General features: G+C 62.3%; 29 protein-coding genes and 1 tRNA gene. 19 read left to right on the plus strand and 11 right to left on the minus strand.

Annotation, left to right across the window (positions count from 1 at the left end; genetic code table 11):
* Positions 1–63 precede the first annotated feature (63 nt).
* Positions 64–2,817, minus strand: coding sequence for an aconitate hydratase AcnA (acnA, locus tag ACSQ2A_RS16030; RefSeq protein WP_436073039.1), 2,754 nt, complete (start codon positions 2,815–2,817; stop codon positions 64–66).
* A gap of 157 nt (positions 2,818–2,974) precedes the next feature.
* Here acnA and ccmA point away from each other — a divergent pair, with 157 nt between their 5' ends.
* Genes ccmA through ACSQ2A_RS16060 form a run of 6 tightly spaced genes read left to right on the plus strand, consistent with a single transcriptional unit; the run spans position 2,975 to position 6,255 of the window.
* On the plus strand, positions 2,975–3,601 hold the full coding sequence (gene ccmA / locus ACSQ2A_RS16035) for a heme ABC exporter ATP-binding protein CcmA (protein WP_436073040.1): 627 nt from the start codon (positions 2,975–2,977) through the stop codon (positions 3,599–3,601).
* The gene (ccmB, locus tag ACSQ2A_RS16040; protein WP_436073041.1) at positions 3,598–4,263 is read left to right on the plus strand and encodes a heme exporter protein CcmB; all 666 of its coding nucleotides are present in this window, start codon (positions 3,598–3,600) and stop codon (positions 4,261–4,263) included. Before ccmA ends, ccmB begins: the two co-directional genes overlap by 4 nt.
* 48 nt (positions 4,264–4,311) lie before the next feature.
* Positions 4,312–5,073, plus strand: a complete 762-nt coding sequence (locus ACSQ2A_RS16045; protein ID WP_436073042.1) for a heme ABC transporter permease — start codon at positions 4,312–4,314, stop codon at positions 5,071–5,073.
* Entirely contained in the window at positions 5,070–5,234 is a 165-nt protein-coding gene (gene ccmD / locus ACSQ2A_RS16050; RefSeq protein WP_436073043.1) for a heme exporter protein CcmD, read from the plus strand. Before ACSQ2A_RS16045 ends, ccmD begins: the two co-directional genes overlap by 4 nt.
* Positions 5,231–5,764 carry a DsbE family thiol:disulfide interchange protein gene (locus ACSQ2A_RS16055; RefSeq protein WP_436073044.1) on the plus strand — a complete coding sequence of 178 codons (534 nt, stop codon included), beginning with the start codon at positions 5,231–5,233 and terminating at the stop codon, positions 5,762–5,764. Before ccmD ends, ACSQ2A_RS16055 begins: the two co-directional genes overlap by 4 nt.
* 32 nt (positions 5,765–5,796) lie before the next feature.
* Entirely contained in the window at positions 5,797–6,255 is a 459-nt protein-coding gene (locus ACSQ2A_RS16060) for an SRPBCC domain-containing protein (protein WP_436073045.1), read from the plus strand.
* A 31-nt stretch (positions 6,256–6,286) separates the two neighbouring features.
* Here ACSQ2A_RS16060 and ACSQ2A_RS16065 read toward each other — a convergent pair whose 3' ends face one another.
* Positions 6,287–7,177, minus strand: a complete 891-nt coding sequence (locus ACSQ2A_RS16065) for a LysR family transcriptional regulator ArgP (RefSeq protein WP_436073046.1) — start codon at positions 7,175–7,177, stop codon at positions 6,287–6,289.
* 71 nt (positions 7,178–7,248) lie between these two features.
* Here ACSQ2A_RS16065 and ACSQ2A_RS16070 point away from each other — a divergent pair, with 71 nt between their 5' ends.
* From ACSQ2A_RS16070 to ACSQ2A_RS16085, 4 genes are all read left to right on the plus strand, one after another.
* Positions 7,249–7,860, plus strand: a complete 612-nt coding sequence (locus ACSQ2A_RS16070; protein WP_436073047.1) for a LysE/ArgO family amino acid transporter — start codon at positions 7,249–7,251, stop codon at positions 7,858–7,860.
* Positions 7,861–7,880: 20 nt separating this feature from the next.
* Positions 7,881–8,507 carry an FMN-binding negative transcriptional regulator gene (locus tag ACSQ2A_RS16075; protein WP_436073048.1) on the plus strand — a complete coding sequence of 209 codons (627 nt, stop codon included), beginning with the start codon at positions 7,881–7,883 and terminating at the stop codon, positions 8,505–8,507.
* Between the two features lie 52 nt (positions 8,508–8,559).
* The gene (locus ACSQ2A_RS16080) at positions 8,560–9,144 is read left to right on the plus strand and encodes an NUDIX domain-containing protein (RefSeq protein WP_436073049.1); all 585 of its coding nucleotides are present in this window, start codon (positions 8,560–8,562) and stop codon (positions 9,142–9,144) included.
* A 79-nt stretch (positions 9,145–9,223) separates the two neighbouring features.
* The gene (locus tag ACSQ2A_RS16085; RefSeq protein WP_436073050.1) at positions 9,224–9,700 is read left to right on the plus strand and encodes a hypothetical protein; all 477 of its coding nucleotides are present in this window, start codon (positions 9,224–9,226) and stop codon (positions 9,698–9,700) included.
* Between the two features lie 35 nt (positions 9,701–9,735).
* Here ACSQ2A_RS16085 and ACSQ2A_RS16090 read toward each other — a convergent pair whose 3' ends face one another.
* Entirely contained in the window at positions 9,736–9,942 is a 207-nt protein-coding gene (locus ACSQ2A_RS16090; protein WP_436073051.1) for a DUF1737 domain-containing protein, read from the minus strand.
* 72 nt (positions 9,943–10,014) lie between these two features.
* Between ACSQ2A_RS16090 and ACSQ2A_RS16095 the strand changes: the two genes are divergently transcribed.
* From ACSQ2A_RS16095 to ACSQ2A_RS16105, 3 genes are all read left to right on the plus strand, one after another.
* Positions 10,015–10,653 carry a carbonic anhydrase gene (locus ACSQ2A_RS16095; RefSeq protein ID WP_436073052.1) on the plus strand — a complete coding sequence of 213 codons (639 nt, stop codon included), beginning with the start codon at positions 10,015–10,017 and terminating at the stop codon, positions 10,651–10,653.
* Between the two features lie 405 nt (positions 10,654–11,058).
* Complete coding sequence (locus ACSQ2A_RS16100) at positions 11,059–11,307, plus strand: hypothetical protein (RefSeq protein ID WP_295413039.1); 249 nt, start codon at positions 11,059–11,061, stop codon at positions 11,305–11,307.
* Between the two features lie 103 nt (positions 11,308–11,410).
* A complete protein-coding gene (locus tag ACSQ2A_RS16105; RefSeq protein WP_436073053.1) occupies positions 11,411–11,737 on the plus strand; it encodes a hypothetical protein in 327 nt (108 codons plus the stop codon).
* 9 nt (positions 11,738–11,746) lie between these two features.
* Here ACSQ2A_RS16105 and ACSQ2A_RS16110 read toward each other — a convergent pair whose 3' ends face one another.
* Both ACSQ2A_RS16110 and ACSQ2A_RS16115 read right to left on the minus strand, forming a co-directional pair.
* A complete protein-coding gene (locus ACSQ2A_RS16110) occupies positions 11,747–12,628 on the minus strand; it encodes an EamA family transporter (RefSeq protein ID WP_436073054.1) in 882 nt (293 codons plus the stop codon).
* Positions 12,629–12,838: 210 nt separating this feature from the next.
* Entirely contained in the window at positions 12,839–13,882 is a 1,044-nt protein-coding gene (locus ACSQ2A_RS16115) for an aspartate-semialdehyde dehydrogenase (protein ID WP_436073055.1), read from the minus strand.
* 328 nt (positions 13,883–14,210) lie between these two features.
* Here ACSQ2A_RS16115 and ACSQ2A_RS16120 point away from each other — a divergent pair, with 328 nt between their 5' ends.
* Positions 14,211–15,401 carry an NAD(P)/FAD-dependent oxidoreductase gene (locus ACSQ2A_RS16120; RefSeq protein ID WP_436073056.1) on the plus strand — a complete coding sequence of 397 codons (1,191 nt, stop codon included), beginning with the start codon at positions 14,211–14,213 and terminating at the stop codon, positions 15,399–15,401.
* Here ACSQ2A_RS16120 and ACSQ2A_RS16125 read toward each other — a convergent pair.
* Both ACSQ2A_RS16125 and ACSQ2A_RS16130 read right to left on the minus strand, forming a co-directional pair.
* A complete protein-coding gene (locus ACSQ2A_RS16125) occupies positions 15,398–15,883 on the minus strand; it encodes an acyloxyacyl hydrolase (RefSeq protein ID WP_295413030.1) in 486 nt (161 codons plus the stop codon). The two genes, ACSQ2A_RS16120 and ACSQ2A_RS16125, sit on opposite strands and share 4 nt — an antisense overlap.
* 128 nt (positions 15,884–16,011) lie before the next feature.
* Positions 16,012–16,500: an acyloxyacyl hydrolase gene (locus ACSQ2A_RS16130; RefSeq protein ID WP_436073057.1), complete on the minus strand. Its 489-nt coding sequence runs from the start codon at positions 16,498–16,500 to the stop codon at positions 16,012–16,014.
* A 208-nt stretch (positions 16,501–16,708) separates the two neighbouring features.
* Here ACSQ2A_RS16130 and ACSQ2A_RS16135 point away from each other — a divergent pair, with 208 nt between their 5' ends.
* Positions 16,709–17,725 (plus strand): LLM class flavin-dependent oxidoreductase, encoded by a 1,017-nt coding sequence (locus ACSQ2A_RS16135; RefSeq protein WP_436073058.1) that lies wholly within the window; start codon positions 16,709–16,711, stop codon positions 17,723–17,725.
* Positions 17,726–17,807: 82 nt separating this feature from the next.
* Positions 17,808–19,010: a diguanylate cyclase domain-containing protein gene (locus ACSQ2A_RS16140; RefSeq protein WP_436073059.1), complete on the plus strand. Its 1,203-nt coding sequence runs from the start codon at positions 17,808–17,810 to the stop codon at positions 19,008–19,010.
* Between the two features lies 1 nt (position 19,011).
* Here ACSQ2A_RS16140 and ACSQ2A_RS16145 read toward each other — a convergent pair whose 3' ends face one another.
* From ACSQ2A_RS16145 to ACSQ2A_RS16155, 3 genes are all read right to left on the minus strand, one after another.
* Positions 19,012–19,290: a hypothetical protein gene (locus ACSQ2A_RS16145; protein ID WP_295413019.1), complete on the minus strand. Its 279-nt coding sequence runs from the start codon at positions 19,288–19,290 to the stop codon at positions 19,012–19,014.
* An 87-nt stretch (positions 19,291–19,377) separates the two neighbouring features.
* Positions 19,378–20,187, minus strand: a complete 810-nt coding sequence (locus tag ACSQ2A_RS16150) for a hypothetical protein (RefSeq protein ID WP_436073060.1) — start codon at positions 20,185–20,187, stop codon at positions 19,378–19,380.
* Complete coding sequence (locus ACSQ2A_RS16155; protein ID WP_436073061.1) at positions 20,184–21,524, minus strand: hypothetical protein; 1,341 nt, start codon at positions 21,522–21,524, stop codon at positions 20,184–20,186. The genes ACSQ2A_RS16150 and ACSQ2A_RS16155 overlap by 4 nt, the downstream gene beginning before the upstream one ends.
* Before the next feature lie 186 nt (positions 21,525–21,710).
* Here ACSQ2A_RS16155 and ACSQ2A_RS16160 point away from each other — a divergent pair, with 186 nt between their 5' ends.
* Positions 21,711–22,712 carry a Gfo/Idh/MocA family protein gene (locus tag ACSQ2A_RS16160; RefSeq protein ID WP_436073062.1) on the plus strand — a complete coding sequence of 334 codons (1,002 nt, stop codon included), beginning with the start codon at positions 21,711–21,713 and terminating at the stop codon, positions 22,710–22,712.
* Here ACSQ2A_RS16160 and ACSQ2A_RS16165 read toward each other — a convergent pair.
* The gene (locus tag ACSQ2A_RS16165) at positions 22,709–23,278 is read right to left on the minus strand and encodes a TetR/AcrR family transcriptional regulator (protein WP_436073063.1); all 570 of its coding nucleotides are present in this window, start codon (positions 23,276–23,278) and stop codon (positions 22,709–22,711) included. The genes ACSQ2A_RS16160 and ACSQ2A_RS16165 overlap by 4 nt on opposite strands.
* A 70-nt stretch (positions 23,279–23,348) precedes the next feature.
* On the opposite strand from ACSQ2A_RS16165, the gene ACSQ2A_RS16170 reads away from it, so the two are divergent.
* The gene (locus ACSQ2A_RS16170; protein WP_436073064.1) at positions 23,349–24,365 is read left to right on the plus strand and encodes an SDR family oxidoreductase; all 1,017 of its coding nucleotides are present in this window, start codon (positions 23,349–23,351) and stop codon (positions 24,363–24,365) included.
* A 78-nt stretch (positions 24,366–24,443) separates the two neighbouring features.
* A tRNA-Ala gene (locus ACSQ2A_RS16175) sits at positions 24,444–24,519 on the plus strand.
* The last annotated feature ends 65 nt before the right edge of the window (positions 24,520–24,584 follow it).

The raw sequence follows: 24,584 nt of genomic DNA on the forward strand, positions 1-24,584 counted from the left end.
GCAGACCGCCCCCGAAACGAAAATGGCGGCCCGAGAGCCGCCATTTCATTGGGTTGGTTGGCGCTAGGCCGCGACGAGGCTACGCAGCACGTAGTGCAGGATGCCGCCGTTCCGGAAATAGTCGAGCTCGTTGGCCGTATCGATGCGGCAGCGGGTTTCGACATTGAGCACCGAGCCATCGGCGCGGGTGATCTTCACATTGACGGTGGCGCGCGGTTCGATCTGTTCGACGCCGGCAATGTCCACGGTTTCGGTGCCGTCGAGGCCGAGGCTCTGCCAGCTTTCGCCATCCTTGAACTGCAGCGGGATGACGCCCATGCCGACGAGGTTCGAGCGGTGGATGCGCTCGAACGACTGGGCGATGACGGCTTTCACGCCGAGAAGGTTCGTGCCCTTGGCCGCCCAGTCACGCGAGGAGCCGGTGCCGTATTCCTTGCCGGCAAAAATCACCAGCGGCGTGTTCTGGGCCTGATAGGCCATGGCGGCATCATAGATGGCCATCTGGGATCCGTCGGGACCCCTGGTGAAACCGCCTTCGACGCCGTCGAGCATCATGTTCTTGATGCGGATATTGGCGAAGGTGCCGCGCATCATGATTTCATGATTGCCGCGACGGGAGCCGTAGGAATTGAAATCCTTCGGCGCGACCTGACGCTCGGTCAGATATTTGCCGGCAGGTGTGCCGGCCTTGAACGAACCGGCCGGAGAAATGTGGTCGGTGGTGATGGAATCAAGGAACAGCGCCAGAACACGGGCCGAAACCACGTCGGTGACGGGCTTTGGTTCGATGGTCAGGTCCTCAAAATAGGGCGGGTTCTGCACATAGGTGGAAGTGCCGTTCCAGCCATAGGTTTCGCCGCCTTCGACGGAGATGGCCTGCCAGAGCTTGTCGCCCTTGAACACGTCGGAATAGCGCTTGCGGAACATGTCGGCATTGACGTGTTTCCGAACGATCTCTGCGATCTCGTGGTTGGAGGGCCAGATATCCTTCAGATAGACCGGCTTGCCATCCTTGCTGGTGCCGAGCGGCTCGGTGGTGATGTCGACATTGAGCGTGCCGAGGAGGGCATAGGCCACCACCAGCGGCGGGGAGGCGAGATAGTTCGCCCGCACGTCGGGGTTTACGCGGCCCTCAAAATTGCGGTTGCCCGAGAGCACCGAGGCGGCAACGAGCTTGTTCTCGTTGATCGTATCGGAAATGGCCTGGGGTAGGGGCCCGGAATTGCCGATGCAGGTGGTGCAGCCATAGCCGACGAGATTGAAACCAATGGCATCGAGATCGGCCTGCAGGCCTGCGGCCGTGAGATAGTCGGTGACCACCTGCGAGCCGGGGGCAAGCGACGTCTTCACCCAGGGTTTTGAGTTGAGGCCGAGGGCGCGGGCCTTGCGGGCGACGAGACCGGCAGCGACCAGCACCGAAGGATTGGAGGTGTTGGTGCAGGAGGTGATTGCGGCGATGACAACCGAGCCATCGGTGATGTGGTAGTCGGTGCCTTTCACCTCAAAGGCGGCTTCCTCTGGGATGTCGTGAACGCCGCTGGCGCCTTCGTCAACAAAGCGGCTTTCCTGCTTGTCGGCCGGAAGACGGGTGCGTTCGATGCGGCCGCCCGAGAGGTCCGGCAGGGCCGCGTCAAAGGCACGCGTGACGTCCTTGAGGGCGACACGATCCTGCGGGCGTTTTGGCCCCGAGAGCGATGGCACGACCGTGGACAGATCGAGTTCGAGCGTCGAGGTGAAGGTGGGGTCGGGCGTGTCCGTGGTGCGGAACATGCCCTGGGCCTTGGAATAGGCCTCTACCAATGCCACGCGATCGGGATCGCGGCCGGTGGTGGAGAGGAATTTCAGCGTGTCGGCGTCGACAGGGAAATAGCCGCAGGTGGCGCCATATTCGGGGGCCATATTGGCAATGGTCGCCTGGTCTTCGAGGCTGAGATAGTCGAGGCCAGGGCCGTAGAATTCCACGAATTTGCCGACCACGCCCTTTTTGCGCAGCATTTCGGTGACCGTCAGCACCAAGTCGGTGGCGGTGATGCCTTCATTGATTTTTCCGGTGAGCTTGAAGCCGACGACTTCGGGGATCAGCATGGTGATCGGCTGGCCCAGCATGGCCGCTTCGGCCTCGATGCCGCCGACGCCCCAGCCGAGCACGGCAAGGCCGTTGACCATGGTCGTGTGCGAGTCGGTGCCGACGAGCGTGTCGGGATAGGCGACGGTTTCGCCATCCTCATCCTTGGTCCAGACGGTCTGGGCCAGATATTCGAGGTTCACCTGGTGGCAGATACCTGTACCGGGCGGAACCACGCGAAAATTGTCGAAGGCCGACTGGCCCCAGCGCAGGAATTCATAGCGCTCGCCATTGCGCTCATATTCGAGTTCGACATTCTGCTGGAAGGCGAGGGGCGTGCCGAAGGAATCGACCATCACCGAGTGGTCGATGACGAGGTCGACGGGCACGAGCGGATTGATCTTTTGCGGATTGGCGCCGAGTTTTGCGGTGGCGTCGCGCATGGCGGCGAGGTCCACGACGGCGGGAACGCCGGTAAAATCCTGCATCAGCACGCGGGCCGGGCGATATTGGATTTCATATTCAGAGGTGCGGGTGACGAGCCATTCGGCGATGGCCAGAATGTCTTCCTTCTTCACCGTGCGATTGTCTTCAAAACGCAGCAGATTTTCGAGCACGACCTTCATCGAGCCGGGAAGCTTTGAGACGCCCGCCAGACCGTTCTTTTCCGCTTCTAGAATGGAAAAATAGGTATAGGTCTTGCCACCGACCGTCAGGGTCGACTTGGATTTGAAGCTGTCTAGTGAGGCCACTTGCTCCGCCCTTTGCTGCTGTGACGCTGCCTACCGGAGAGCAATGGGGGCCGCCGGTAAAACCGCGCTTTGCTGGAATGACTCTAATCTATGTCCTTTATAGTCAATCGGAAAAGCCCTTGCCAGCCTCGGCCATCGTTCAATACGAGATGGGGCCATGACTGAACGGCACGTCCATTCTTCGCTCTGCCTCAGGACTTTCGCGCTGGGCGTCGGTCGCGGCGAGACCATGCTTGCCCGTGATATTGCGCTCTCGGTTCCTGCCGGCAGCGGGTTGATGCTGCGCGGCCCCAATGGCGCCGGCAAATCCACCCTGCTGCTTACCCTTGCGGGCCTGCTTACACCGCTCGAAGGGTCGGTGGTGCTTGAGGGTCACGACGAGGATTTTGGTCCTGCTTTCCATCATTGCGGCCATCGCAATGCCATCCGCCCCCGCCTGACAGCGATTGAAACGCTGGAGTTCTGGCGTGGGATCAACGGCAATCCTGCCCTGCCGGTTGCCGAGGCCCTCGATCGTGTCGGTCTCAAGCGCCAGGCCAAGCTCGATGCCGCCTATCTTTCGGCTGGGCAGCAACGCCGCCTGGCCCTGGCTCGACTGCTGGTCTCCGCCCGTCCGGTCTGGCTTCTCGACGAGCCAACGTCTGCGCTCGATACGGAGGGGCAAAAGCTGCTGGCGGGGCTGATCGGCGACCATCTTGCCTCCGGTGGCATAGCCGTGATTGCCAGTCATGATGCTATCGCGCTCGACGGTCTTGCTGTCTTCACGCTGGAGCGCAGCGCATGAGCGGCTTTATGTCTGTTCTCTCCCGCGAAATCCGTCTGAGCCTCCGCGGTGGCGGGGAAATTCTAACCCTTGTCCTGTTCTTCGTCATCGTCGGCGCGGTGGTGCCTTTTGCCGTGGGGCCGGACAAGGCGCTCCTGGCGCGTATCGCCCCGGGCATTGTCTGGATCGCGGCCTTCCTCGCCATGCTGCTCGGCCTCGAAAAACTCTTCGGGCCCGACAGGGCCGATGGCACGCTGGCACTCTACCGGCTTGCCGATATCCCGCTCTCGGCCGTGGTTGCCGCAAAAGTGATTGCCCATTGGCTGACCGCAGCCCTGCCGCTGATCCTCGCCTCGCCAGCTCTCGCTCTGCTCCTTGCCATGGATGGGGAAACGTTCGGGCGCACGGTGCTGTCGCTTCTCCTCGGTACGCCCGCTTTGGCCGGCTTTGGGGCGATCGGCGCTGCAGTGACCGTGGCCACACGGCGGGGTGGACTGCTTGCGCCCATCCTCATCGCCCCGCTCTCCGTGCCCGTCCTGATCTTCGGGGTCGGGGCCATTTCCGCCAGTGGCGGACCCGACCAGGCGCAGGCCGCCGCGCTCCTGCTTGCGGCACTCAGTCTCATGGTCGTGGTGCTGTCTCCCTTCGCGGCGGCCCTTGCGATAGACTGGGGCGAAGACTAGAGCGTACTGCTCCCACTGCGACATGCGTTCCGAAGGCCCCCGGCAAGTATGACGATCGACACGACACCCAAAATGACCTGGTGGAACCGGCTGTCCCATCCCGGCCAGTTCGTCGCCCTGACGCGACCGCTCGTCCTGCCGCTGGCGCTGCTCACCGCCGTGCTGTTCGCGGTTGGCCTCTGGTATGGCTTGTTCTCCTCGCCGCCCGAAAAATACATGGGTGACACGGTGCGCATCATGTATGTGCACGTGCCCACGGCCTGGCTCAGCCAGTTCGTCTACGCCACCATGGCCGTTTCGGCGCTGGGCACGCTGGTCTGGCGCCATCCCATGGCCGATGTGTCGATGAAAGCGGCAGCGCCGCTCGGGGCCGCCTTCACCGCCATGGCGCTCTTTACCGGTTCGCTCTGGGGCCGCCCCACATGGGGCACCTTTTGGGAATGGGACGGGCGCATGACGTCCACCCTGGTCCTTCTCTTCATCTATCTCGGTATCGTCGCTCTCTGGCGCGCCTTTGACGATCAGTTGCGTGCCGCCCGCGTCGTCGCCGTCTTCACCCTTGTGGGTGCGGTCAACATCCCGATCATCAAATTCTCGGTCGATTGGTGGAGCACGCTGCACCAGCCGGCCAGCGTTTTCCGTCCCGACGGCCCGACCATGCCCGGCGAGATCCTGACGCCGCTCTTCGTCATGTTCTTTGCCTTCACGTTTTTGTTCGTCACGCTGCAGCTTGCCGCCATGCATACCGAAGTGCGCCGCCGCCGCATCACCACGCTGGAGCGCCGCGCTGCCAGGGGAGACCTCAAATGATCGCGCTTGGGGCCCATGCCGAGTTCATTATTTCCGCCTATGCCGGCGTGTTTATCGGCCTTGCCGCGCTCGTCGGCTGGACGATCCTTGCCGCGCGCCAGACGAAACGCCGGCTTGAAGAGCTGGGGGATGGTCAGCGGGTGAGCAGTTCAGCGCAATGAAGAAGCTTCTCTTTGCCGCGCCGCTGCTGCTGCTCGTGGGGCTGATCGCGGTCTTTGCCTCGACGATCAATCGGGACCCTAATCTGGTTCGTTCGGTGCTGATCGACAAACCGGCGCCCGAATTCGCCCTGGCCGCGATCGAGGGCATGGATGTGCCCGGTTTTGATACGGCCGCGCTCAGGGGCGAGCCGACCGTCGTCAATGTCTTTGCCTCCTGGTGCATTCCCTGTCGGGATGAGCACCCGCTGCTCGAAGCTCTCAAGGCGGAGACCGGCGTCCGCCTCTTCGGCATCAACCATTCCGATGCGCCCGAGAATGCCCGGGCCTTTCTGGCCGAACTGGGCAATCCCTATGACGCCATAGGAGCTGATCGCGACCGGCGCGTTTCCATCGATTGGGGCGTTTATGGCGTGCCGGAAACTTTTGTCGTCGATGGATCGGGCAAGATCGTTTTCAAGCATGTCGGTCCGCTGACAGCGGAAGCCATTGAGGGCGAATTGCTCCCCGCCTTGGAAAAGGCGCGGCTCTAGCGCACACTCGTTCCTCGCGAGGAGGAACGACCATGAGCCGAACCGACAGCGCCAGCCGCATCATGGATGCGACGCCCGAAGCGGTCTATGCCGCCATGACCGACCCTGCCGCCATGGTGGTCTGGCTGCCGCCCCAAGGCATGCGTGGGCAGATGCTGGAATTCGATCTGCGCCCCGGCGGACATTATCGCATGGTGCTGCGCTATGAGGACAGCAGCATCGCTGGCAAGACTGGCGAGAATTCCGACGATGTGGCGGTGCGCTTTCTCGATCTCGTGCCGGGGGCGCTGGTTTCGCAAGCCGTCGACTTCGTCTCCGATGATCCTGCCTTTGTTGGGACCATGGTGATGAACTGGATCCTGCGGCCGGTGCCGGAAGGCACGGAGGTGACTATTCGCGCCGAAAACGTGCCCAGCGGCATCAGTGCCGAGGATCATGCGGAGGGCCTGGCATCGTCCCTCGACAATCTGGCAAATTTCCTGGAGCGTTAGGGGTTCTATGGCGCCATAGGGTCGCGCGGGGTCATAAAAGTTCGCGCCGCGCGGCTTCGACCACGGCATTGGTCAATTCGGAAAACTGACCGGCCGCGAGACGGCTGACCTGCCAGTGCAGCGATATATCAAGCACGGCGCCGGGCACCAGTTCGACAAGGCGCCCGCTCGCCAGGTGATCGCGCACCAGATGGATGGGGTTGAGACACCAGCCCATGCCAAGCAAGCACGCCTCCACAAAACCCTGCGTCGAGGGCAGGAAATGGCTGGGGCCGCTGACCGCCGCGCCGAAGACTTTTACGACCCAGTCGCGCTGCAACAGGTCCTTCTGGTTGAAGGTCATGGCGGGCGCACGGGCCAGAGCTTCGCTCGTCACCCCGTGGGGAAAATGACGGCGCATGAAATCCGGGCTGGCGGTGGCGAGATAGCGCAGGCGCCCGAGGGGAATGGTGCGGCAGCCGGCCACCGGCTCGGCCAGCGCGGTGACGGCGGCCAGCACGCGCCCCCGGCGCAGCGCTTCGGCCGTGTGCTCCTGGTCGTCGACCGTGATATTGAGCACCACGGTGGAGTTTTGCGCAAAGGCCGCAGCGGCGGGCAGGAACCAGGTGCCCAGACTATCGGCATTGACGGCGATATCGACGGTGGTGGGGCCCGCCTGCTGGTCTCCAAGGCTCGGCAGGTGTTTTAGCAGATCGTTTTCCAGCATGCCGACCAGTTCCATATGGCGGCAGAGCCAGGCGCCCTTCTCGGTCGCGATACAGGGCGTGCCGCGCTCGATCAGCACCGTACCCATGCGCTCCTCGAGTTGCCGGACGCGCTGGGAGATGGCCGAGGGGGTGACGTTGAGCGCGCGGGCGGCTTTTTCGAAACTGCCGGTCTGCACGACCCTGGCAACGGCAAGGGCGGCGGAATAGTCGATCATGGTTAGCTCAGCTAATTCGATGTAAGGCAGATTAAATTGCCTAATCACGCCCCGTCGATTAGCGCAAGGGCATGGATATTCCGGTTTTCATCGCGGGCCTCTCCATCGGCCTCAGCCTCATCGTCGCCATCGGTGCGCAAAATGCCTTCGTGCTGCGACAGGGGCTCAAGGGCGAACATGTCTTTGCCGTCTGTCTCGTCTGCGCGCTTTCGGATGCGGCACTGATCGTCCTGGGGGTGACAAGTTTTGGACGCATCGCCGCCCTGCTGCCCTGGATCGATCCGGTGATGCGCTTCGGCGGCGCGGCGTTTCTCGTCTGGTATGGGGCGCGAAGCCTGCTTTCCGCGCTAAAATCCCATGGTGCCTTGTCGGTCAGCGAGGCCGACGCGACCAAGCCCTTGCTGACGACGCTTCTGGCCTGCCTCGCGATCACCTGGCTCAACCCGCATGTCTATCTCGATACGGTGGTGCTGCTCGGTACCATTTCGACGCAATTTGCGGGACGCGAAGTGCATTTCGCCGCTGGCGCCATCACCGGGTCTTTCGCGTTTTTCTTTGCCCTTGGCTATGGCGCTGGTTTTCTGCGACCCATCTTCGCCAAACCGTTTGCCTGGCGTATTCTTGAGGGGATCATCGCCGTGATCATGTGGGCCATTGCCCTAAAACTGATCCTTGGCGGCTGAGATTTTTCCGTGAGGCGCCTATGTATCTGCCCGAGCATTTTAAGGAAATCGATCAGGAAGAGATCGCGGCGGTGATCGCTGCGGCGCCGCTCGGCTGCGTGGTCGCGAATACGGCCGAGGGCCTGATTGCCAATCACATGCCGATCCTCGTCGACAAGCGCGGGGAACTTGTCGGGCATATTGCCCTTGCCAATGACATGCATCGGCTGATCGCCGAGGGCGAGGAGGTTCTGGTGATCTTCCGCGGCGTCGACGGTTATGTCTCGCCCAACTTTTATCCCAGCAAGGCCGAGCACCACAAACAGGTGCCGACCTGGAACTATCAGGTCGTGCATGTGCATGGCACGATCAGCTTTCAGCGTGACGAGACCAGCAAGCGCGCAGCAGTGGGGCTTCTTACCCGCGAACATGAGCGCCGGATCAATGGCGAAAAGGCCTGGCGCATGGCCGATGCGCCGGCCGACTACATGACCGATATGCTGGGCAAGATCGTTGCCTTCCGCATTGCCGTGACCCGGACGATCGCCAAGTCAAAACTCAGCCAAAACCGCGATAGCAGGGATTTTGAGGGTGCCGTTGACGGTTTGAAGTCTTCGGGGCAGGAGGCGCTGGCGACGCGCATGGCGGCCCTTCCAGGCAGGGACTGAGTTCCAGAATCGGGAAAAATGCGCCAGCTTCCGGCCAAGCGAAGGAAGCATCATGGACGGCAAAGTCACCCTTATCGGTTCGGAAACGCTCTCGGATGAGTGGGGTACGCTGACGCGCGTGACGCTGGACTATCGTCGTGACGACGGCACGGTGCAGCGCCTCAGCCGCGAAAATTACGACCATGGCAATGCCGCTTCCATCGTCCTCTTCAACGCGGAAAAGCGCACGGTGCTGCTGGTACGGCAGTTCCGCTATCCGGTGCTCGCCAATGGCGATGCGGCCTTTCTGCTCGAAGCCTGTGCGGGACTGCTTGATGGCGACGATCCCGAAACCTGCGCGCGCCGCGAGGCCTTTGAGGAAACCGGACATGAGCCGCGCGACATTGTCCATGTCAGCGACGTCTACATGTCGCCCGGTTCGGTGCAGGAAAAGGTCAGCCTCTTCGTCGGTCGCTATGGCGAGGACACCTATCGTCACTTTGGCGGCGGGCTCGTCGAGGAGGGCGAGGAGCTCGAAGTCGTCGAAATGGACCTCGACGATGCCATAGTCGCCTGTCGCGATGGACGCATCATCGACGGCAAAACCGTCATCCTGCTCCAGCATCTATACTTTGGGAGAAATGACGATAGACCGTAAAGCCTGAAGCGCTCTATCCTCGTTGCACCGGACGCAGGAGGAGACGACCGTGGTGTCGAGATCGATAGCTGGATGGATAGTGGGACTGTTTCTGGTCCTGACGAGCGGCGCCATGGCGCAGGACGCTTCGACGCGAGTGCTGGTGCCCGATGCACCAGGTGGCAGTGCGCTGGTGGCGGGCTGCTATCAGGCCGATCGCAACCTTTATGGCGCCAACCGCCTGACCTTCTGCCTCGAGCGGCGCGGCAGCTATTCGGTGCGCGGGCAGGGTGTGCGCTGCGAGGGCCGGCTCGATTGGCGCGCCTCGGGCCGGGACGTGACCATCGACCTCCGGCGCCAGAGCTGCAGTGGCGGCATGGCCTGGGCGGCAGCCACCATTACCTGCCGGCCGCGCGGGCTGATCGATCTCATTCTCTCGGAAATTTTCAAGAACCAGACGCAGAACAATGAACGCGTGCTGGTGCCCGACCATCCGCAGGTCGGCTCGCTCCGCTGCACCTATCGCCCCACCGTGCCGGGCGCACGCAATGCCACCTTCGTGGCGCGGCGCATCTAAAAAGCCGGGGCCGGTTTTCACCGGCCCCGCCAAGATCAGAAATCGATGAGCTTTTTTTCCGGATCGTAGGGCTGGTCCTTGGCGACGCGGGTCACAGCCTGGCCGCAGCGCATTTTTTTGCTGACGGCATCGAAGGCGTAGGTGGGGCTGCCGTGTAGCTGCCAGCCCTCGGACAGCGCCTTGGTGACCTTGTGGCAAAAGGCGGAATCGTCTTCGCCCGTCAGGAAGCGATAGATAAGCATGCATACCCCCATTGCGGCGCGAGCCCAGCGCCGAGATTGATTCTCTTGCCTCTTAGCGCTAATCGAGACGGCATGCACAGCTTTCCGCAAGAACTGCTCGACGGTCACGCAAACTTTCTAGCCGGGCGCTATGTCCGCGAGAAGGAACGCATTCGCGACCTCGCCGAGGCCGGCCAGAAGCCGACCACCATGATCATTGCCTGCTGCGACAGCCGCGCGGCGCCCGAAATGATTTTCGACTCCGGGCCGGGCGAAATGTTCGTGTTGCGAAACGTCGCCAATCTGGTGCCGACCTACCAGCCTGATGGTGGCCAGCACGGTACCTCGGCGGCGATCGAATTTGCCGTCAAGGCGCTGGGTATCGCCAATATCGTGATCATGGGCCATGGCCGCTGCGGTGGCATCAAGGCAGCGCTCGATCCGGACCTGAAGCCGCTCGATTCGGGCGATTTCATCGGCAAGTGGATGGCCATGCTGGGCGAATTGCCGAGCCAGCTCGGCCAGAACAGCCTTCTCACCTCGACCGAACGGCAGACGGCGATGGAGCGGATTTCGATCCGCAATTCCATTCGCAACCTGCGCACCTTCCCTTATGTGGCCGCTCTCGAAGCCGAAGGGAAAATCGCCGTGCATGGGGCTTGGTTCGATATTTCGACGGGCGAATTGTGGGTCATGGACCACGACGGGGACTTTGTTCGGCCCGAACTCTGAGCGGTCCCGACGGTCGCATCGCAGGAACCACGCGGACGGGCCGCGTGGTGATGGCGGGGACATGCAATTGGCTTGGGCATCTTCACTTGTCCGTGATCAATTGCCCCCTTTTTGCCTTCAAGTTGATCTTGCACTGCTGAAATCGTGATCAGTTCCTGGCGTCATCGGCAGGAAAGAAACTGCAGTCGTCTTGCAGTTGTCTCGCAGAACATTCCAAAATCATTGATCTTCCAGCGCGTTTCCATTGCCCGGAAATGGCCCAGACATCTGCTCGATCACGCCCTTGTGTGGTCCGGAGCGAGACACATTGGCTCGCCAGTCTTTGCTCACGGGCCGCAGGAGAGCTGCCCGTCGTTGGGAGACCAATCTCCCATCGCACGTTCCCGAAAACATGGAGCTAACCCCATGAAGAAGATCGTTCTGTCCTCCCTTATCCTTCTTGGCCTTTCCGGCGCCGCCATGGCGCAGGCGGCCACTGATTTCGCCTCGGTCGATACCGATGCCAATGGCGGCGTTTCGCTGGTGGAAGCACAGGTCGCCTGGCCTGACCTGACCCAGGAAGCCTTTACGGCGGGTGACGTCGACGGCAATGGCGAACTCAGCGCGGAAGAATATGACGCCCTGGTTGCGGCCGCTGCCGCCCCGGCCAGCTAAGCCTTCGCCCGCTTTTCGGGCAGCACGCCACCCCGACCCTTACGGGGTGGCGTCCTTATTTTGCGACCACGTCGCCCATCCTTTGACCATAGGACTTTCTCCCATGCGCAAGATCGCCCTCGGCCTTGTGGCCGCTACTCTTTTCGCTGCGCCCGTCATGGCGCAGACGCCCCTGACCTTTGCCGATGTCGACGTCAATGCCGATGGCCGCCTCAGCTTTGAGGAATTGCAGGTTGTCTGGCCAGACCTGACGCCGGAAGAATTTGCCACGGCCGATATCGAAGGGGCCGGTGGCCTGACGCCTGAACAGCTCAACGCCCTGCAGCCGGCAAGCGTACCGGCGCCGGCAGAAGCCGTACCAGTCCCGCTTGATGCGCCAGCCGACATTCCGGCAGACGCGCCGCCGCCGGCCGACGCGCTGGTGCAATAAGCCCAAAATTCAGTCGAGCCGGATTGCCGGCTCGGCTGATTTCGATTTTCGCAAGGTGACGACAAGGCCCGCGATGACCAGCAGGCCGCCCACAATCTCGATTGCGGTGATGGTTTCGCCCAGCACCAGATAGCCCGACAACAGGCCGGTGATCGGGACGAGCAGGGTGAAAGGCGCGACGACCGAGGCCGGATGGCGCCCGAGTAGCCAGCTCCAGATGCCGCCGCCAAGCAGCGTCGCCGGATAGGCGAGGAAGGCGATCAGCGCTGCGTCTGACCAGGAAAAACCTGCAAGAGCATTGAGAATCGTGTCGCCTCCTTCGGTGACGAAGGACAGGGCGAAGAGCGGTAGCGGCGCCGCCAGCGAGCCCCAGACCGTGAAGGCAATGGCGTTGACCTTGCCGGCTTTCTTCGTCAGCACATTGGCAAGGCCCCAGGCGACGGCCGCGAGCAGCACCATCAGCAGCGGCACGAAGCCGGCGCCCTCGATGCGTTCGAACGCAATGACGCTGATGCCGAGAAAGGCAATCCCTGCCCCGATGACCTGAAACCTGCTTGGCCGTTCGCCGAGCAGCACGAAGGCCATGGCCATGGTGAAAAAGGCCTGGGTCTGCAGCACCAGCGAGGACAGGCCCGCCGGCATGCCCCAGGCGATCGAGAGATTGAGGAAAGCGTAGAGCGCAAAGCCGAAGGAGAGGCCGAAGGCTATCACCAGCCAGGCCGGCGCCTTGGGCGGTCTTACGAAGAGAATGGCTGGGAAGGCGGCCGCCGAAAAGCGCAATGCGGCAGCCAGAATGGGCGGCAGCGCCTCGACACTCAATTTGATGACGACGAAATTGAAGCCCCAGATGGCAACGACCAGAAGGGCAAGAAGAATATGGCGGATGGGCATGGAGTAACTACCGGTACGGCAGTCTTGTACGCCTGTGTGCCCCTGGGCTCAAGGCATTCGAATTGCAGAGCTGGGATGCCTGTGCCGATCCCCCCGCACTCGTCACCACCGGGCTTGTCCCGGTGGTCCATGCGGAGGCGAGATGGATTGCCGGGACAAGCCCGGCAATGACGACAGCGCGAAAGTTGCGCGTGGGGTCAGGGTTGTCGATCAGGCGGCCAGAGCGCGGGCCTTGTAACCCTTTTCGATCAGCGCTTCGGCGATCTGGATGGTGTTGAGCGCGGCGCCCTTGCGCAGGTTGTCGGAAACAACCCACATGGCGAGGCCGTTCTCGACCGTAACGTCTTCGCGGATGCGGCTGACAAAGGTGTCGTATTCGCCCACGGCTTCCACCGGGGTCGCGTAGCCACCGGCTTCGCGCTTGTCGAGCACGGAAATACCAGGCGCTTCGCGCAGGAGGTCACGGGCTTCGTCGGCCGAAATCGGCTTTTCGAATTCGAGATTGACCGCTTCCGAGTGGCCCACGAAGACCGGCACGCGCACGGCGGTGCAGGTGACCTTGATCTTGGGATCGAGGATCTTCTTGGTCTCGGCGAGGACCTTCCACTCTTCCTTGGTGTAGCCGTCTTCCATGAACACATCGATGTGCGGGATGACGTTGAAGGCGATCTGCTTGGGGAACTTTTGCGGGGTCGGCGAATCGTTGACGAAAATGCCCTTGGTCTGGTTCCAGAGCTCGTCGACGCCTTCCTTGCCCGCGCCCGAAACCGACTGGTAGGTCGAGACGACAACGCGCTTGATGGTCGCGGCATCATGGAGCGGCTTCAGCGCCACGACGAGCTGGGCGGTGGAGCAGTTCGGGTTGGCGATGATGTTGTTGCGCTTGGCGTCGGCGAGCCAGCGATCGAGCACATGGCCGTTCACTTCCGGCACGATCAGCGGCACGTCCGAGTGATAACGCCAATAGGACGAGTTATCGATGACGATAGCGCCGGCCGCGGCAATGCGCGGGGCCCAATCCTTGGAAATGGCGCCGCCGGCCGACATGATGGCAAAGTCGACATTGGAAAAGTCGAAGTGCTGCAGGTCCTTGGCCTTGAGCACCTTGTCGCCGTAGGAAATTTCCTTGCCGATCGAGCGGGACGAGGCGAGAGCAAAGACCTCGTCAGCCGGAAAATTGCGCTCGGCGAGGATATTGAGAACTTCGCGGCCCACATTGCCTGTGGCCCCGACGACAGCGACGCGATAACCCATTTTGGAACTCCGGTCCCTTTACCTTTTCCGCCCCCGCGCGATGGTCTTGCCATCGCGGTCAGTGCTTTGAGCCTCTCCCCGGCGGGAGGGAACCCGGGGAAAAGCGTCAGGCGGTTTTAGTGGTTTTGGTCATGACGACAGCGCCCCCGGCGGCAGGCCGGGTGGGCATAAGAACGGCGATGTGGCCGAAGCTGCGCATGAAAATCGATGCTCTCAGGTGAAAAGCAGGACTTCTCATACTCTCAAATAGGAAAGAGTCAATGAAATTGGAGTGGCGCCGGGCCTGCCGGAACGATACGGGAAGGCAAAGAGCGGCGAGAGGCCCGAAATGACCGATTTTGACATCATCATCCTGGGCGCGGGCGCCGCCGGCCTCATGGCGGGCATCGAGGCGGGGCGCCGGGGGCGGCGGGTGCTGGTGGTGGATCATGCCAAGAACCCCGGCGAGAAGATCCGCATCTCCGGTGGCGGGCGCTGCAATTTCACCAATATCAATGCGACGCATGTTTTGGGGCGCGAGCGTTTCCTGAGCAGCAATCCGCGCTTTGCGCTGTCGGCCCTGTCGCGCTTCACGCCGGATATGTTCATCGAGCGGGTGAAGAAGCGCGGCATTGCCTTCCATGAAAAGACGCTGGGGCAGCTCTTTTGCGATGGGCCGGCGACGCAGATCGTCTCCATGCTGATCGACGAGTTGCGACAGGCCGGTGCCGCAATCTGGACGGGGCGTTCCGTCGGCTCGGTCGAAAAGATCGACGAGGGTTTTAAGGTTCTTGTCGGCGATGGTTTTGTCACCTGCGAAAGTCTGATCGTTGCCACGGGCGGCAAGTCGATCCCGAAAATGGGGGCGACCGGCTTTGCCTATTCGCTGGCAAAGCAATTTGGGCTGGCCGTTACAGAGACGCGTCCGGGTCTCGTGCCGCTGACTTTTGAGGAAGGCAAGCTGGAGGAGCTGAAGGAATTGGCTGGTGTTTCGACCGACGCAATTATCAGCCACGGCAAGACCAAATTCCGCGAAGCACTGCTCTTCACCCATCGCGGGCTTTCGGGGCCGGCGATTCTACAGATCTCTTCCTACTGGCGCGAGGGCGACAGCATTTCCGTCGATCTCCTGCCCGAGCAGGATGCGATGGGCCTTTTGCAGGCGGCGCGCAAGGAACAGCCACGCAATCACATTCAGACCGTGCTGGCGGGACACCTGCCCAAGCGTCTGGCGCAATTGCTGGGTGAACTGATCAACCAGCCGGGCATGATCGGCGATTTTTCAGACAAGAAGCTGCAACCGGTGGCGGATCAGGTCAGCCGCTGGACGTTGAAGCCGGTGGGTTCGGAAGGTTATCGCACGGCGGAAGTGACGCTGGGTGGCATCGACACGACCGGGCTCGACGCCAAGACGATGATGGCACGGACGGTACCGGGCCTTTATTTCGTAGGCGAAGCAGTCGATGTCACCGGTTGGCTTGGCGGCTATAATTTCCAGTGGGCCTGGGCCTCAGGCTGGTCGGCCGGGCAGGCGGCCTAGAACTTCCAGCCGAGGCGGATGCCCATATTGGTCAGGCCGCGATTGTCCTGGCAAAGATTGGCATTGGAGGCATGCTCGATCGTGGCCATGATCGATGCATTTGCCGAGAGCTGAATGCCGATACTGGCCGCCTCGTGGAACAGCACCGAGCAACCGAGACTACGCGCGGGCATAGGCGTCGGGCCGATATTATTGCCCGTGTGCACGGCGCCGCCAAAGGCGGCTTCGACGAAAACAGGCGAGTCGAAGACGGGCACAGTCCAGCTCACGCCGGCATAGACCATGTTTTCAAGTCCCCCCAAGCTCAGGGTGGCGCCGATATGGGGGCGCAGTTCGCCGAGCGTGACCCATTCGGTCAGGCTTGGCGTGTCGAACAGCAGCTCGACATTGATGTCATGGACGCGCTCGGCATTGAGCATGCCCATAAACGTGCCGGGCTCATCGACGCTATGGGAGAAAATCCCGCCCCGGATTTCGGACAAGCCAAAATCCTGCGCAAGCGCAGAAACTGAAAACAACAGATACGCCGCCAAGACGACAGAGGTGTTTCCAGAAATCTTCATAAAGAAAATATCCGCCAGAGCCTGGGGATATTATGCGCATGAAAAGTTTAGAACTTCCAGCCTAGGCGAACGCCGAAGTTCGAGAGGCCGTCATTGGCCTCGCAGTAGCTATTATTGGACGTGTGCTCATAAGTAACGGTCGCCGTCACATTGTCCGACAGGTTGGCGCCGATACCGAAGCGTTCATAGAAATTCACGCGGCAGCCAAAATTCTTCGCCGGCGCCGACGCGCCGGTGAGGGCGCCGTCATGAATGGCAGCGCCAAACGTGCCTTCGAGGTAAATCGGCGTGTCAAAGATCGGCAATTGCCAGGTGAGACCGGCATGGAGGAGATTTTCCTTGCCGCCGAGATTGATGGTGGTGCCGATCTCGGGCCGGGGCGACCCGATCCAGCGAAAGGCATCAATGTCGGGAGAGACGAACAGCACGTCGAAACTGAGGCTTCTTACTTCCGTAATCTGCCACTCATTGACGAGAAAGGGCAGCATGGCGTGGTGCACATTGTAGGCGTGGAGGCCAAAACGAAGCTCATCCACGACGCCTGCGAGGGGATGTGGATCGAGCAGATTCTGCGCATTTGCAGTCCCGGTTCCACAGGCACCCAATAGGATAGTCAGGACAATAGCACGCCGCACAGCATAACCCTCATTCACCCCAGGCTAGCACAAAAGCACGCTTTGCGTAAGCCTCTGGAAATCCATCGGCAAGTACCGATATAAGCGGCGCAACCTTTTGGAGTTCCCCATGCCCGCCAATTTCAAGCTTTCCCTGCAGGATCTCGCCCCGATCGCCCAGGGCAGTTCGACGGAAGAGGCCATGGCGGAGACAATAAAGCTGGCGCAGGCGGCCGATGGGCTGGGCTATGAGCGGCTCTGGTATGCCGAGCATCACGGCATGCCCTCCATCGCCTCCTCGGTGCCGGAAATTCTCATCGGCAGCGCGGCGGCGGCGACCAAGGGCATACGCGTCGGTTCAGGCGGCGTCATGCTGCTCAACCATGCGCCGCTGCGCATTGCCGAGGCCTATCGCACGCTCGAGGCGCTGCATCCGGGCCGCATCGATCTCGGGCTTGGCCGCGCCCCGGGCGGGGATGGCTACGCCATGCGGGCCCTGCGGTCCGGCGGCGGCGAGGAATTTTCCAATTATCTCGCCGAGCTGATGGCTTTCGACGAGGACAACTTTCCGTCCGACCATCCGTTTTCGCGCGTCCCGGTTTCGCCGGGCGGTGTGCGCCTGCCGCCAAAATGGCTGCTCGGTTCGTCGGGCGCCAGCGCTCAACCGGCGGGGCAGATCGGCTTTGGTTATGCCTTTGCCGCACATTTTTCGCATACGCCCGCGGCGCCCGCCTTTGCGTCCTATCGCGCCGCCTTTGAACCCTCCGCGGATTTTCCCGAGCCGCGCACCATCCTTTGCCTCTCGGTGATTGCCGCCCCGACAGAGGAAGAGGCAAAATTCCTCGCTACCTCGCAGGCGGTGAACTGGGCGCTGTTCGTGACCGGCGAGCAACGCCGGTTGACGCCGCCGGAGGAAGCGCTGGAGCGCGCCAAAACCCTGACGCCCCAACAGCAGCAGGTGATCGCCCATCAGGGCGCGCTCTGGATGGTCGGTAGTGCCGAACGGATGGCCGAAGAGATTAGCCAGAAGGCGCGGGAAGCGCAGGCCGACGAGGTGATGATCACCACCACCATCCACTCTTATGAGCTGCGCCGGCGCTCCTTTGCGCTGCTGGCCGAGGCACTTGGAGTCGCGCCGCGGGCCTAGCACCGGGCCTCCGGCCAGAATCTTAACGGAGTTTTACGGAAGCTCGGGGAGACTGAGCCGGTTATTCTCGCCGGAAGCTTCCATGAGCGCAGCAGGCTTCGTGCTGGCCATCAACCTCTTTATCGCGGGGTTGTTCGCCACCGCCTTTGGCATTGTTGCCGCCTACTATCGCGGCGCCATTGGCGCCCGATGGCTGGCTCTGGGTTATGGCCTTGGCATTGCCAATGGGGCGCTGGAATTCATCCTGCCCTATCAGACCGATGCGCGGCCGGTCAGCTTTGCCATCTTCGCGGTGTTCCTGTCGGCTCTGACCCTGTGCAATATCGGCATTGCGCGCCACTATGGTGTCAGGCCGCCCTGGCTGGCGCTGGGCGGCCTCTATGTCGGCGCGCTGGTGGTCAATCTGCTGATCCTTGATATGCCGCGCGATTCTTTGTTGCGCGGCATGCTCTACCAGGCCCCCTATGCGCTGATGCATCTGGTTGGGATAAGGATCATCCTGTCGCGGCAGTCCAATCGGGCGCTCGACATGGCGCTTCTGGCCCTTTTCGGGCTCAGCGCCGCCAACTTTGTCACAAAGCCCTTCCTTGCCGTGATGCTCGGTTCGGGTGGCTCGCCGCAGGGCTATCTTGGCAGCAGCTATGCGGCCATCTCGCAGAGCACAGGCGCGGTGCTGCTGATCTCCAATGGCCTGCTTATGCTGCTCATCATCGTGCGCGACATGATCGCAGACATGACGGCGCGGTCAGAGACCGATCCGCTTTCGGGCCTGCTCAATCGCCGTGGTTTTGAGGACCAGGCCGACAAGGCGCGCCTTCTGGCCGTACGCGCCGGTGCTCCGGCGGTGATGGTGGTGGCCGATCTCGATCATTTCAAACGGATCAACGATTCCTACGGCCACGCTGCAGGCGACCAGGCGATTGCCGCTTTTGGCCGGGTGCTGAAGGAAAGCTTTGATTTTCGCGCCGTCGTCGGGCGGTTGGGCGGAGAAGAGTTCGCCGTGCTGCTGCCGGGCGCCGATCTTGGCGTGGCTCGGGGCGCGGCGGAAACGGCGAGGCGGCTGCTGCGGGAACTCTCAAGCCAAGAGCGCGGCCTGGAGCAACAGATCACCTCCTCGTTCGGGATTGCCGCCATGGAGCCGGGCGAAAGCCTGGCCGATCTGTTGCGGCGCGCCGATACCGCGCTTTACGAAGCAAAATCCCGAGGCCGCGACCGCGTTTGCGTGGCGCCGGTCACGGCCGTCGGGATTTCGAGGGATGGACCCGAGCAGCAGGCCCGGGCCTGATCTAGTTCATTGCGGCGCGCGGGACGAGTTCGCACTCCCCGCCTTGCGTCACTTTCAGCGCCAATTGCTGACGATCGAGTTCGGCGAACCAGGCGGTCCATGAGCATGGGCTCATGCCGTCGTCAGTCGAACCGCCCTGGCTGCGGACGAAGCGCAGCAGGAGCTTCGATTTCTCCTCACCGAAGCGATTGCGGATACGCGCGACAGCGGGAATGCCCTTGCGATCGGTGACCCAGCTCTGGATATCGCTGTGTCGCGTCAGAGTATGCGTAGCGGACATGGGTAGCCTCCTCCACGAGGTATTTTGGGCACTTTTGGCCCTTACCCGCCTAACGGCCCCGGTCCTCCACCGGTTCCTGGCAGGCGTTCAATTCTCGATGAATTGCGTGACAAGCTTCAGACGCTGCATCTCCTCTCCTGAAAAATAGTAGAGCCGGTCGGGCGGCGTATCGAGCGCGTGCAGCCACAGGGCCGGGTCGACGCCGCTTTTTGTCAGGTGCCGGGTGATCTCGGCCGTGGTCGATTGCGCATCGGCCATGGCAATGCCCGCCACGGCAAACGCATCGCGCGACGCTTCGCCAAGCGATGCCGCATAGATCTGGTGCACGCCAATGGCAGAGTCGGCGCTGGCTATCCGCTCGGCGCCGGAGGCGAAAATGATGGGGCAGGAGGAGGCACAGAGGTTTCCGGCGGCGACCTTTGTCGCGAGGCCTTTTTCCTGGATGAGGGCGCCGATCTCCAGCGCGTCCATCACTGATCCTCCGGGCGAATCAAGAACTACAGTCTTCACGTATTCGCCACGCTGTTCAATCTCCGTCCTAAAACGGACTGCAGCGCCTGGATCGATGGTGCCGGACAGTTTTAGCTCACCGCCACTTTCGAGCGCGATGGCGAGTGGCGCATCAAGAATCTCGGGAGATGAGGTGATGTGTGGCATGGGCCGGCCCTCGACCCCGCTGCTCGGGTCTGCCGGGGGCAGGATGGGCGTCAATGTTGGCGCCAGGGCAGCCGGCTCGCTGAGGGCCAGTTCGCGAAAATCGACATAGAGCACGCTTGCCGTGCCGAGCAGCAGGGCGAAGAAGGCCACGCGGATGATATTGCCATCATCGATGGCGGCAAGCCGGGCGATGATGCCGGGACTGGCAGAAGACGCGCGGTGGTTTGCCTCAGTCTTCATGCCGGCCGCGGCCCGTCGGTGCGTTTGCGCTGGGCGGTTTCAATCGGTGTGACTGTGCTATCGTCGGGCGGCAGCTCGGCTGCGGCTGGCAAGTCTTCAGTGGGCGCCTGCGGTTCTGGCTTGGGCTGGCCGGTCGCGACATCGATGCCGGCGGCTTCCATGCGGCGGTAGAGCGCCAGAGCCCGCAGCATTTCCGCCGCCGTGATGTTTTCGGCTTCCTCAAGCGAGGACGAATCCTTTCGCATCGCGTCGTTGACGATCATCAGCACCAGAACGAGCACCACCGGCAGGAGATCGATGGAAATAGCGCCGGCCCAGGAGGGAATGAAATCCTGCCAATAGCGGATGACGGCTTCGGCGCTGGAGAGCGGCACATAGCGGCGTTGCTCCACGGACGGGGTCGCGAGGATTTCGTCGGCGGCGGCGCTGAGGGCGGCGGATTGCGCGGCAACGGAAGCGCGCACCGTTTCCATCACCTGGTCCTGCCGGTTGGCGAGGTCGGCCGAGCGGCCATCGGCCACCGGGGCGATGAAGCCGGCCGACAGATCGGCCGAGGCGCGTTTGACCGAGGCGGCAACGCCGGTCTGCTGCAGCGAGGCGATGACGGCGGAAAGCTGCACGGCTTCGGTCTGGAAGGCGTCGGCGCGCGGTTCGATCTGGCCGGGCGTCGAAACCAGTTCGCGCATGGCGGCGAGGCGCGCCGAACCCTGTTCAAAGAGCGCGGCCACTTCTTCGCGGCTGCCGGTAATGGTTGATGCCAGCTGGTTCATCTGCGAGCCCATCTGGGTGAGCAATTGCACGACGCTGCCCGAGCCGGTGGTGCCGGTGAGGGCGCCGGATTCGCGCTCGTCGGCGGCGAGGCCCGAAAAGCGTTCGGCGGCGCGCTGCACGTCGGGGAGGAGGCTCTGCGCGGCCAATGCATTGGCATGGGCCTGGTCGAGGTCTTCGGCATAACCCTGCAGAGTGACAGCCATATGCTGTTCGGTAGCCGCCGAACCGGCAAGGGCGGCGGCATTGAGCCAGGACGACATGGCGATGATCATGGCGCAGCCGATGGCCATGGTGACGAAAAGGCCGATGCGTTGCACGCCCGAAGTCACCAGCGGCACGAAGCGGAGCATAAAGCTCCAGAAGGCATAGATGGCGACGGAGACAGCGGCCGAATAGATGATGGCGGCAAAGAAGACGAAGGTGGCAGAACCATCGAGAATGCCGCGGACGCCGAGATAGGTGTAGACGCCCGAGGCCAGGGCCAGCACCGCGAGAGCGAAGCGGGTCATGGTCTCCACCCCGCGCACCGTTTCGTTGAGACGGAAGGCGTTGGGCTTGAGCTGCATCTCTGGTCCCCCTTGCGGCCCGGGCGGGCCGATTAAGCCGACGTTAACACAGCGATCTCGGCAAGAAGGAGGCAGTATTTTATGAGGTTAATGCCGGGGCGATGACAGTGCCGTGAGCGCGCTTTCCGCTTGCGGCGCGGCAGGGGAGGGCGCTAGGCCAGTCCGGGTAGGACAAGGGAGACGAGAATGACGAAGAAAGTGCGCTGGGGGATTTTGTCTACCGCCAATATCGGCATGGCCAAGGTGACGCCGGCCATCCAGAAGGCGGAAAATTGCGAAGTGGTGGCCATCGCTTCGCGCGATCTCAAAAAGGCGCAGGAAGCGGCCGGCCAGCTTGGCATTGCCAAGGCTTACGGCTCCTATGAGGAGCTTTTTGCCGATCCCGAAATCGACGTCATCTACAATCCCCTGCCAAACCATTTGCACGTGCCCATGACGCTCGCGGCAACGCGGGCGGGAAAACATGTGCTGTGCGAAAAACCCATCGCCATCACGGCCGGGGAGGCCGAGGAACTGCGCCATGTGCCTCCGGGGCGCTTGGTCATGGAAGCCTTCATGATCCGCTTTCATCCGCAATGGCAGCGGGCGCGGGACATCATCCGCTCGGGTGAACTGGGCGAAGTCCGCGCTATCGATGCGGTGTTTTCCTATTTCAACGCCAATCCCGACAATGTGCGCAACCAGGCAGATATCGGCGGCGGCGGCATTCTGGATATTGGCTGCTATCCGATCACCTCCGGCCGGTTCCTCTTCGAAAGCGAGCCGCAGCGCGTGGTTTCGCTGGTTGAGCGCGATCCCAATTTCGGCACCGACCGGCTTGCCAGCGTGATGATGGATTTTGGCGCCGGCAAGCGGCTGACCTTTACCTGCTCGACCCAATTGGTGCGCCACCAGCGCGTCCAGGTGTTCGGCACAAAGGGCAAGCTCGAGATCATCATCCCCTACAATGCCCTGCCCGACGAGCGCAGTGCCATCACCGTCGACACCGGTTCGCCGCTCGATGGCTCGCTGGCGCGGCGGGAAATCATCGGCGAATGCGACCAATATACCGAGCAGGCCGAAGCCTTTGCCAGGGCGGTTCTGGGTGAAGCGCCGCTGCCCTATGACGTTGAAGACGCGATCGCCTCGATGAAGGTGCTCGACGCGATCTTTGCCAGCGAGAAATCCGGCGCCTGGGAAAAGGTCTAAGTTTCGGGCAGTTCCGGCGCGATCAGCCGCTCGGCCAGAACCGGCAGGGCGGCTCGCACCGAGGCCTCTTCCAAAAGCTTGCGGGCGACGCCATAGGCCGCCGCCTGCACCAGCCGGTTGAGCTCCACCGGCTCGCGCACGCCCGCCTGGCGCAGCGCCTCGACCATGGTCTCGCTCATCTCTGCGTCGAGCGCCCGAAAGCGCAGGGAAAAGCGGCTATGGGTGGCGTAAAGCTCTTCGGCAAAGGGTGAGCTCTCGACCACTGCGGCGATCACGCCATATTTGCCCGCCAGCGCTGCGCCGATGCGCTGGGCAACCGTGCCGGGACCGGCCATGCCTGCCTCGAAAGCTGCGGTCAGCGCGTCCGACAGGTCGTCGAGCAGTGCGGTAAAGACCGCGTCCTTGTCGGAAAAATAGCCGTAGAGTGTGGGCTTGGCGACGCCGGCGGCGCGCGCCAGCGCCTCCATGGTGGTGCCCCGCAAGCCATCGCGTACGAAGAGCAGCCGCGCCGCATCGAGAATGCGGCGACGCTTTTCGGCGGCGCGATCGAGGGCGGGTTCTGTCACCTTTCACTCCACATCTTGAACAAATTGAACGATTGCACTATATATCGTTCAATTCGTCAGGAGAACAACCATGACCGATCGTGTTCTGCTCACCGGCATTTCCGGCTTTCTCGGCGGCCATGTCGCCCTTCAACTGCTGAATTCTGGCTACACCGTCCGCGGCAGCGTGCGCAACCTCCAGCGTGCCGACAAGGTGCGCGAAACGCTTCGGCACCATGGTGCTGATGTCTCGCGCCTCGAATTCGTGGCGCTTGACCTGATGCGGGATGCGGGCTGGGACGAAGCCATGGAGGGCGTTCGCTATCTCCAGCATACGGCGTCCCCGTTCCTGATCCAGATCCCCAAGGACAAGATGGAGCTGATCGGCCCGGCCGTTGAAGGCACCGAGCGTGCCCTCAACGCCGCCAACAAGGCCGGCATCGAGCGGATCGTTCTTACCTCGTCCATGGCCGCCATCGCTTATGGGCACGACAAAAGCCGCAACACCCCCTTTACGGCCAAGGACTGGACCGATCTCAATGGTCGCGCGGTCAATTTCTACCAGGAATCCAAAACCCTGGCGGAAAAGCGCGCCTGGGAAATCATGGATGCCGCCGGTCGTCACGATGCGCTGTCGGTGATCAATCCGAGTGCTATTTTCGGGCCCTTGCTCGATGACGATCCCGGCACGTCCGCTGTCATTGTGCAGCGCCTCCTCGATGGGTCCATTCCGGCTGCGCCGCGCATTCCCATGACCATTATCGACGTCCGAGATATCGCGGCCGCCCATGTCGCCGCCATGAGCGCGCCCGATGCCGGCGGCAAGCGTTTTCCGATGGGCGAGCGCACGGTCTTTTTCCTCGAAGCGGCAAAAATCCTGCGTGAGCGCTATCCGGAGCGCCGCATTCCAAGCTTCGGCATGCCCGATTGGGCCGTGCGCCTCTATGCGCTTTTCGACCGCGACATGCGCGACAATATGGGGGAGCTCGGCTACATCAAGCGGCTCGATTCGAGCGACGCCATTGCCCTTCTCGGCCGGCCGCTCCGCACCGCTCCAGAGGCGCTTTTGGCAACTGCCGACAGCCTCATTTCGCAACGCCTCGTTTGAGGTCATCTGGGGGCGGGGGCGATCCATGATCCCCCTTGCCCTGTCAGCGATTTATGTCCATATCTCAGCCATTGGTGCGGGGCTGTAGCTCAGTTGGGAGAGCGCGTCGTTCGCAATGACGAGGTCAGCGGTTCGATCCCGCTCAGCTCCACCAAACGCCTCCCAAAGCCCCGAAAGATGCTTGGCCTTTGAATCAAAGGCTTGCAGGATCATCTCGCT

The organism is Devosia sp. LjRoot3, assembly GCF_964252865.1.
Taxonomy (GTDB): domain Bacteria; phylum Pseudomonadota; class Alphaproteobacteria; order Rhizobiales; family Devosiaceae; genus Devosia.